The following is an 8,483-nucleotide window of genomic DNA, read 5'->3' as shown; positions in this document are numbered from 1 at the left end:
TAATCCAATCGCCAACAGCTGGGCTCGAATAAAAACAATCGTAACAAAATCCTTGGCGAAAAATTTTCTTCTTTTTGCTACAATTCAAACATTGGTAACCCAAAAAATTAATTTCTATTTGCTTGTCAAGTATTTGATTAATATTCAAAAAACTGTTTTCAAAAACCAGATAATATTGGATAGGGTTTCCTATTTCAGTTTGCATTTTTGAGAGCACTCCTTCGTAAGTCATATAGATTAGTCCTTTAACCCAAAAAAGGGAATTAGATTTATGGAAATATTAGTTTATTAAAAAAAAATGTTATTTTTGATAACGATGTAAAGTTAGTATTTGTCCATCGATAATCAAATCAAAAATCTAGAATCAGCACTCTAAATTCAAAAATCTCTATGCCAATACCAATAATAAATTCTTTTGCTTCTTGGGTTTTAAAACAACGTATTCATCAAATTGAACTCTTTTTAAAATATCCGAATGAAGTTCAGGAAGAAGTGCTGATGAACCTCCTTCGGGCATCAGAAAACTCAGAGATTGGCTTACAATATGACTATGCATCAATAAATTCCTATGCTACATTTTCAGAAAGAGTTCCTGTTTCTAATTATGAGGATATTCAACCCTTACTTGAACGAACACGTAAAGGCGAACAAAATATATTTTGGGAAACACCCATAAAATGGTTTGCAAAATCTAGTGGCACAACTAATGCTAAAAGTAAATTTATTCCTGTAAGCAACGAAGCTTTAGAAGATTGTCATTATAAAGGGAGTAAGGATTTATTATGTATGTATTTGAACAATAATGAAAACTCTGAAATGTTTCTTGGCAAAAGTCTTCGATTAGGTGGAAGTTCTCAAATATATGAAGACAACCATACTTTTTTTGGTGATTTGTCGGCAATACTCATAGAAAACATGCCAATTTGGGCTGAATTTAGTAGTACCCCAAATAGCAGGATTTCGCTAATGGGAGAATGGGAAAGCAAGATAGCCGCCATAATAAACGAAGTAAAAAGCGAAAACGTAACCAGTTTTGCGGGAGTTCCATCATGGATGTTGGTATTAATGAATAAAGTGATTGAGGAAACCGGGAAAAAAAATCTTATGGAAATTTGGCCCAATCTAGAGGTGTATTTTCATGGAGGTGTGAATTTTGAACCTTACCGCGAACAGTATCAAAAATTAGTTCCTAATTCAGAATTTAAATACTACGAAATTTACAATGCTTCCGAAGGTTTTTTTGCCATTCAAGACCTCAACAATTCAAATGATTTGTTGTTAATGCTGGATTATGGCATCTTCTACGAATTTATTCCGATGGATACTTTTGGCACCGAAAATCAAAAAACAATATGTTTAGCCGATGTAGAACTTTTTAAAAATTATGCTATTGTTATTACTACAAATTCCGGTTTATGGCGTTATTTAATTGGTGATACTGTTCGTTTTACTTCGATCAATCCCTACCGAATTCGGGTTACAGGAAGAACCAAACACCATATTAATGTTTTTGGCGAAGAATTAATGGTCGAAAATTCAGATCAAGCCATTGCTAAAACTTGCCAAATAACAAATTCCGAAATAGTCGATTATACGGTGGCTCCCGTTTTTATGAAAAATAAAGAGAAAGGAGCACATGAATGGATGATAGAATTTAAAAAGAAGCCCAATGACATAACTCTTTTTCAAAAAATATTAGATGAAACTTTGCAATCTTTAAACTCTGATTACGAAGCAAAACGATATAAAAATAGTACACTAAACCCATTAGTCATAAATATAGCTCGAGAAAATTTGTTTTATGATTGGTTAAAAAACAAAGACAAACTAGGTGGTCAACATAAGATTCCGAGATTGTCGAACGAAAGAGATTATTTGGAACAATTAAAGAATATGCAATTAATCATGCATCAATAAAATATGAAAAAAATATTTTTAATTGTATTTGTTACTTCAGTTTTTTTAGCTTGTGGGCCGCATAGAATGAGTTGCGGACCAAGAAGAACGTGTATTGTTATAGAAAATAGAGTTCAAGACCAATCGTCATTGAATCAAATAATAAATGTAAACTAAAAAAATCCCATAGTAATATGGGATTTTTAAAAATTACAATAGCAATTTTTATTCTTGCATCATATCAATATGCCTATCATGATAGCCTAATAAATAGAGTATTCCATCTAAACCTAGGCTAGATATTGAAGTAGAGGCATTTTCTTTAACTTTCGGTTTGGCGTGAAAGGCAATTCCTAAACCAGCCAAGTTCAACATCGGCAAATCATTCGCTCCGTCACCCACAGCTATAGTTTGGTTAATATGAATGCCTTCTTTTTCGGCAATAGCTTTTAGATATTCGGCTTTCTTTGGACCATCCACAATTTCACCAATATAGTTACCCGTTAATTTTCCGTCTTTTATTTCCAATTCATTAGCATGAACATAATCAATACCTAATTCTTTTTGCAAGTAATGTCCAAAATAGGTGAATCCACCCGACAAAATAGCGGTTTTATAACCGTAATATTTCAGGGCTTTCATCAAGCGATGCGCTCCTTTGGTTATAGGTAAATTGATAGCTACATTATGCAATACCTCTTCACTCAACCCTTCTAATAGAGCCATGCGTCTTTTGAAACTTTCACTGAAATCAATTTCACCATTCATTGCTGATTCTGTAATAGCTTTAACTTGTTTCCCTACTCCATTCAACTCCGCTAATTCATCAATAACTTCGGTTTGAATTAAGGTAGAATCCATATCAAAACACACTAAACGTCTATTTCTTCGGTACATATTATCTTCTTGAAAAGCAATATCTACATCTAAATCTCCTGAAATTTGCATAAATTTAGCTGTCATCAAAGCTTTATCTACAATATTCCCTGTTACCGATAATTGTACACAAGAACGAGGATATTCTTCTATATCCACTACCGATGTTCTGCCTGTTAATCGAATGATAGAATCGATATTCAAACTTTGGTCTGACATTATTTTGGTTACCGCTGCTAACTGAACCGCCGTTAATTTTTCTCCTAAAACATTGATAATATAGCGTTGCTTGCGCTGCCCTTTTACCCAAATTTCATAGTCTGGTATTGTAATAGGAATAAAGACAACTTTGATTCCCAATTCATAGCCTTTAAACAATAGATCTTTCAAAACAGCTCCAGAACTAGAACCTGACTTAATTTCGAATAAAATTCCTAAAGACAAGGTATCGTGAATATCGGCTTGACCAATATCTAAAATAACGGCATTATAAGCAGCTAATATTGAGGTTAAACCAGCAGTTACACCAGGTTTATCCTGACCTGAAACCTTTAATAAAATAATTTCTTTATCTTTTACTGCCATTTTTATTTGGTTATAATTTTCGATGGACAAAAATCGACAATCTATTGGTTATAAAAAAGAATATTGGTGGTTTTTTAAAAAAGAAACCCGACAGGTTTGAAAATCTGTCGGGTTTAAAATTTTATAAACTAAAAAATTATGAAGCTATTTCTAATCGTTTCAATAAATTTCTATTCAAAGTTTCTTTGGCGTAATCCACATCAATTTCTAATGTTTTTTCTTCAGAACTTGGCAATTCATACATCGCATCGGTTAAGATAGCTTCGCATAAAGAACGCAATCCACGGGCACCAAGTTTATATTCCAAGGCTTTTTCGACAATAAAATCCAAAGCTTCATCTGTAATAGTGAAGACAACTTCGTCCATCAAAAACAATTTCTGATATTGTTTGATTAAGGCATTTTTGGGTTGTGTCAAAATTGCTCTTAGAGTTTCTCTGTCCAAAGGATCCATGTGGGTTAACACCGGTAAACGCCCAATAATTTCTGGAATTAATCCAAAATCCTTGATGTCTTTCGGGATAATATATTGCAACAAATTGTCTTTGTCGATATTATCCACGTTTTTTGAAGTAGAATAACCAACGGCTTGACGATTCAATCGTTTTGAAATAATACGTTCTATTCCGTCGAAAGCACCACCAGCTATAAACAGAATATTTTGAGTATTAACCTCAACAAATTTCTGATCTGGATGTTTTCTTCCTCCTTTTGGCGGAACATTCACAACTGTTCCTTCCAGCAATTTCAACAAAGCTTGCTGCACTCCTTCTCCTGAAACATCACGAGTTATAGATGGATTGTCGCTTTTGCGAGCAATTTTATCAATTTCGTCAATAAAAACAATTCCTCTTTCGGCTTTAGTAAGATCATAATCTGCGGCTTGCAACAAACGTGTCAAAATACTTTCGACATCCTCACCAACATAACCTGCTTCTGTTAAAACAGTCGCGTCAACTATGGCTAAAGGAACATCAAGCATTTTGGCGATAGTCTTAGCAACAAGCGTTTTTCCTGTTCCTGTTTGCCCTACCATGATAATATTACTTTTTTCAATCTCTACATCATCGTGCAATTCTTGCTGCATTAAACGCTTGTAGTGATTGTAAACCGCAACCGACATTACTTTTTTAGTTTGGTCTTGACCGATAACATATTGATCTAAAAACGCCCTGATTTCTTTAGGCTTTTTCAAAATCAAATCAACAGGCATATTAGCTTTGCCACTTGATTTTATTTCTTCAATTACAATTCCATGCGCTTGTTCGATACATTTATCACAAATGTGTGCATCAATACCCGCAATCAATAAAATTGTTTCTGGTTTTTTTCTTCCGCAGAAAGAACATTCTAATTTTTGTTTTGCCATCTTTTTAGATTGCAGATTTCAGATTTCAGATTTCAGATTGCAAAACTGCTAACTGAAATCTGTTATCTGTTATCTAATTTAACTTCTTCTCAACACTTCATCAATCATTCCGTATTCTTTTGCTTCGTCAGCAATCATCCAATAATCGCGTTCGCTATCTTGGTGGACTTTTTCGAAAGTTTGCCCTGAATGATGCGAAATAATTTGGTATAATTCGTCTTTTAATTTCAACATTTCACGTAAGTTGATTTCCATATCCGTGGCAACACCTTGTGCTCCGCCTGACGGTTGGTGAATCATAACTCTTGAATGTGGCAATGCCGAACGTTTTCCAGCTGCTCCTGCACATAATAAAACCGCTCCCATAGAAGCTGCCATTCCTGTACAAATTGTTGCCACATCTGGTTTGATGTATTGCATTGTATCGTAAATTCCTAATCCTGCATAAACACTTCCTCCAGGAGAATTCAAATAAATTTGAATGTCTTTTGAAGCATCGGCGCTTTCTAGAAAAAGCAATTGTGCTTGAACGATATTTGCAATTTGGTCATCAATTCCTGTTCCCAAGAAAATAATTCTATCCATCATTAATCTCGAAAAAACATCTAATTGCGAAATATTCAATTGACGTTCTTCAATAATATAAGGAGTCATATTAGTTGGATTCATTGCTGCTATGATTTTATCATAGTACATTGCATTTACACCTTGGTGTTTTGTAGCAAATTTTTTAAATTCTGTGCCGTAATTCATTTTTTAAAAGTTTAAGGGTTTAAAAGTTTAAAATTGTTTAAAGGTTTAAAATTGCTCAACCTAAACTATTCAAACAAAAGAGCGTCAAAAAATATTTTTTTCTGACGCTCAAATATAACTATTTTTTATTGTTTAGAATTTGTAATAAAATCATAAATTTATTCGAAATTTTTGAACTTTTTCACCTCTAAACTCTAATTTCTTACTTCTAACTTTAATTTATTCACCATAAGAGGCAGTAATAAATTCGTCGTAAGTAACTTCTTTAGTTGTTGGATTTGCTTTTTCTTTAAAGACTTCGAGCAATTTTTCAGCAACAACTTGGTCAGAAAGTTTTTTAACTTCGTCTTGGTTAGCCAAAACTCGAGCAACAATTCCTTGAACTTCTTCATCAGTAGGATTTGTTTGTCCAAATTGTGCCATTTGCTGACGGATTGATTTTGTTGTAAAAGATTTCAAATCTTCGAATGTGATTTGAATATTGCTTTGTGCCATTGCTTTCCCTTCAATTAATTGAAAACGCAATCCTTTTTCAGATCTTGCATATTCCACTTCTGCTTCGGCTGGAGAAAGTTGTTTTTCGCCAACAGTTTGTAACCATTTTTTAAGAAATTCAGCTGGTAAATCGAATTTTGTGTTTTCGATTAAAAACTCAGTTACATCTCCTAATAATTTTTGATCTGCTTGTTGAGCAAATTGAGTTTCGGCATCTTCCTTGATTTTTGCTTTCAAGTCTTCCAAAGAAGCTACGATTCCAGCTCCAAAAAGTTTATCGAATAATTCTTGATTTAAGTCCGCTAATTCAGTAGAATTAATGCTTTCGATAGTAAAATCAACATCAACTTCTAATCCATGAACATCATCATGAGCTACTTTCATAACATCCATCAATTGATGATCGTCTTCGAACAAGCCTTTTGTATTAACCGTTACAACGTCTCCTACTTTTTTTCCAATGAATTTATCGGCAGTAGCTTTGTCTTTAAAAATAGCCAAAGAAATAGTTGTTGGATTTGCGATTCCTTTTTCTTCGTTTGTAAAAACTCCAGTTAAATCATAACCCGCTGCAACAGCATCTTGAGGAACTGCTTTTCCAAATTGTTTTTGGATGCGATCAACTTGACCATCAATCAATTTTGCATCAGCTGTAACTACATATTTAATAATGTCGTTTTTGGCTTCTAAATCAATTTCGAAACTTGGAACTAATCCAATTTCGTATTCGAATACTAATTCTTGGTCATCCCAAGAAAAATTTTCATTTACTTTAGCAAGTGGAGTACCTAAAAGATTTAATCTTTCGGATTGAACAAAACGCTCTAAAGCCAAATCTACCACTTTTTGAACTTCTTCTACTTTTATAGCTTTACCATATTGTTTTTCGACAAGCTCTTTTGGCACAGCCCCTTTTCTAAACCCTTTAACGGTTGCCAAAGGCATTTTTTCATTTATTCTTTTTGCTACTTGACCTTTGTAATCCATGTGAACAATTGTCATCACAATTGTTTCGTTTACGGCGTCTAATGCTACTCTTTTAATATCCATTTCTGTCTTTAATTTACGTAATAAAATTGGGTTGCAAAATTATAAAATTTTTACAACCCAAACAAGTTTTTAATCGATTGAATTAAAGGGTTTTATTTCACCCAAAAGCAATCTCGTTTTATTTATCGTTTCCTAACAATTTATACATAATTGATTGCAAAACAGACAGTATGATACTAAATAATAATGCCGTCCAAAAAGAATCGACCCTAAACCCACCGACAATATTGGCACACAATAATATAATTACGGCATTAATAACTAGCAAAAACAATCCCAAAGTAAAGAGGGTTGCTGGCAAAGTCAATACTACCAATATTGGTTTAATAAATACATTTAACAATCCCAGAACTACCGCAACTATTAGAGCAGTTGCAAAACCCGTTACATGAATTCCAGGCATAAAATGCGCAATTACCATTACTAAAATGGATGTAACCACTATTTTTATTATCAGATTCATAATTTTATTTTTTATAAAAGTAATACATATTTAATTTTATTCAAAAAACGAACTTGCCATTTCGTAAAATAATTTTGGGTTTTCGGCATGAAGCCAATGACCCACATTAGGAATGGTTTCTATTTTTGAATTTGGGAAATGTTGTTTAATATTCTCGAAATCGGAATTTAAGATATAATTAGAATTTCCTCCACGAATAAAAAGAGTGGGATTATTAAAAACATAATGTTCTGGAAGTGCCTTACCAATTTCCTCAATTTTTTTGGTTAAAACAGGCAAATTAAATCGAAAAGCCAATTGTCCTGGTTCTTGCCAATACAAACTTTTCAATAAAAATTGTCTGGTGCCAAAGTCCGTGATATGGTGAGACAAGATTTCTTCAACCTCATTTCTACTTGGTTTCAATGAAAAATCAACGGCATTCAATCCTTCCAAAATAGTCTGATGGTGTTGTGGATAAAATTTTGGACCAATATCTGCTACAAGCAGCTTATCAGCAAGTTCAGGATAAGTTGTAGCCAATAACATCGCTGTTTTACCACCCATCGAATGACCTATAATATTGATATTATCTAAATTATTGGATTTGCAATAATCATATACATCTTGAACCATCAATTCATAACTAAATTCATCGGAATGAAAACTACGTCCGTGATTTCGTAAATCCAGAATATGAACTTCAAACCCATCGGATACAAATTGTGCGGCAAGTGTTTTCCAATTATCCGACATTCCAAGAAATCCGTGGAGAATTAAAAGCGATTTTGCTTCGCACGATTCGCCTTTGGCTCGGATGCCTTGACCTTCAATTTTTGAATACAGCATTTTTTTATTTCAATTTTTGCAAATACATATTCACCACATTGTCCAATCCAAGGTAAATTGCTTCAGAAATAAGCGCATGACCAATAGACACCTCCAACAATCCAGGAATATTTTGCTTAAAAAACTGAATGTTGTCCAAACTCAAATCATGTCCTGCATTAATTCCTA

At 33.3% G+C, this 8,483-nt stretch carries 10 protein-coding genes; 2 read left to right on the top strand and 8 right to left on the bottom strand.

The genetic code is table 11. The annotated features are described in order from the left end of the window. Window positions 1–232: DUF2797 domain-containing protein (locus tag ACKVOD_RS07210; protein WP_409208793.1), on the bottom strand; the 232-nt coding region annotated here is incomplete at its 3' end. Between the two features lie 158 nt (window positions 233–390). Between ACKVOD_RS07210 and ACKVOD_RS07205 the strand changes: the two genes are divergently transcribed. Continuing rightward, entirely contained in the window at window positions 391–1,917 is a 1,527-nt protein-coding gene (locus ACKVOD_RS07205) for a GH3 auxin-responsive promoter family protein (RefSeq protein WP_409208792.1), read from the top strand. Window positions 1,918–1,920: 3 nt separating this feature from the next. Further along, window positions 1,921–2,073 (top strand): hypothetical protein, encoded by a 153-nt coding sequence (locus tag ACKVOD_RS07200; RefSeq protein WP_409208791.1) that lies wholly within the window; start codon window positions 1,921–1,923, stop codon window positions 2,071–2,073. 48 nt (window positions 2,074–2,121) lie between these two features. On the opposite strand, the gene serB is transcribed toward ACKVOD_RS07200, so the two are convergent. From serB to ACKVOD_RS07165, 7 genes are all read right to left on the bottom strand, one after another. Then, window positions 2,122–3,357, bottom strand: a complete 1,236-nt coding sequence (serB, locus tag ACKVOD_RS07195; protein WP_409208790.1) for a phosphoserine phosphatase SerB — start codon at window positions 3,355–3,357, stop codon at window positions 2,122–2,124. Window positions 3,358–3,493: 136 nt separating this feature from the next. Beyond that, entirely contained in the window at window positions 3,494–4,726 is a 1,233-nt protein-coding gene (gene clpX, locus ACKVOD_RS07190; RefSeq protein ID WP_409208789.1) for an ATP-dependent Clp protease ATP-binding subunit ClpX, read from the bottom strand. Window positions 4,727–4,804: 78 nt separating this feature from the next. Beyond that, on the bottom strand, window positions 4,805–5,479 hold the full coding sequence (gene clpP, locus ACKVOD_RS07185; RefSeq protein WP_409208788.1) for an ATP-dependent Clp endopeptidase proteolytic subunit ClpP: 675 nt from the start codon (window positions 5,477–5,479) through the stop codon (window positions 4,805–4,807). Window positions 5,480–5,698: 219 nt separating this feature from the next. Continuing rightward, the gene (locus tag ACKVOD_RS07180) at window positions 5,699–7,024 is read right to left on the bottom strand and encodes a trigger factor (RefSeq protein WP_409208787.1); all 1,326 of its coding nucleotides are present in this window, start codon (window positions 7,022–7,024) and stop codon (window positions 5,699–5,701) included. A gap of 118 nt (window positions 7,025–7,142) precedes the next feature. Further along, on the bottom strand, window positions 7,143–7,487 hold the full coding sequence (locus ACKVOD_RS07175) for a phage holin family protein (RefSeq protein ID WP_409208786.1): 345 nt from the start codon (window positions 7,485–7,487) through the stop codon (window positions 7,143–7,145). 36 nt (window positions 7,488–7,523) lie between these two features. Then, a complete protein-coding gene (locus tag ACKVOD_RS07170) occupies window positions 7,524–8,315 on the bottom strand; it encodes an alpha/beta fold hydrolase (RefSeq protein WP_409208785.1) in 792 nt (263 codons plus the stop codon). A gap of 4 nt (window positions 8,316–8,319) precedes the next feature. Beyond that, the coding region (locus ACKVOD_RS07165; protein ID WP_409208794.1) for a pyridoxine 5'-phosphate synthase at window positions 8,320–8,483 on the bottom strand (164 nt) is incomplete at its 5' end.

It is taken from the genome of Flavobacterium sp. (genome assembly GCF_046155325.1).
GTDB lineage: Bacteria > Bacteroidota > Bacteroidia > Flavobacteriales > Flavobacteriaceae > Flavobacterium.
The sequence above is the reverse complement of the archived record's forward strand: the minus strand, read 5'-3'. Positions and strand labels throughout refer to the sequence as shown.

Excerpts from the sequence above, each read along its gene's own strand:
- ACKVOD_RS07205 (WP_409208792.1), top strand. The coding sequence starts at position 391 with ATGCCAATACCAATAATAAATTCTTTTGCTTCTTGGGTTTTAAAACAA.
- ACKVOD_RS07200 (WP_409208791.1), top strand. The coding sequence starts at position 1,921 with ATGAAAAAAATATTTTTAATTGTATTTGTTACTTCAGTTTTTTTAGCT.
- serB (WP_409208790.1), bottom strand. The coding sequence starts at position 3,357 with ATGGCAGTAAAAGATAAAGAAATTATTTTATTAAAGGTTTCAGGTCAG.
- clpX (WP_409208789.1), bottom strand. The coding sequence starts at position 4,726 with ATGGCAAAACAAAAATTAGAATGTTCTTTCTGCGGAAGAAAAAAACCA.
- clpP (WP_409208788.1), bottom strand. The coding sequence starts at position 5,479 with ATGAATTACGGCACAGAATTTAAAAAATTTGCTACAAAACACCAAGGT.
- ACKVOD_RS07180 (WP_409208787.1), bottom strand. The coding sequence starts at position 7,024 with ATGGATATTAAAAGAGTAGCATTAGACGCCGTAAACGAAACAATTGTG.
- ACKVOD_RS07175 (WP_409208786.1), bottom strand. The coding sequence starts at position 7,487 with ATGAATCTGATAATAAAAATAGTGGTTACATCCATTTTAGTAATGGTA.
- ACKVOD_RS07170 (WP_409208785.1), bottom strand. The coding sequence starts at position 8,315 with ATGCTGTATTCAAAAATTGAAGGTCAAGGCATCCGAGCCAAAGGCGAA.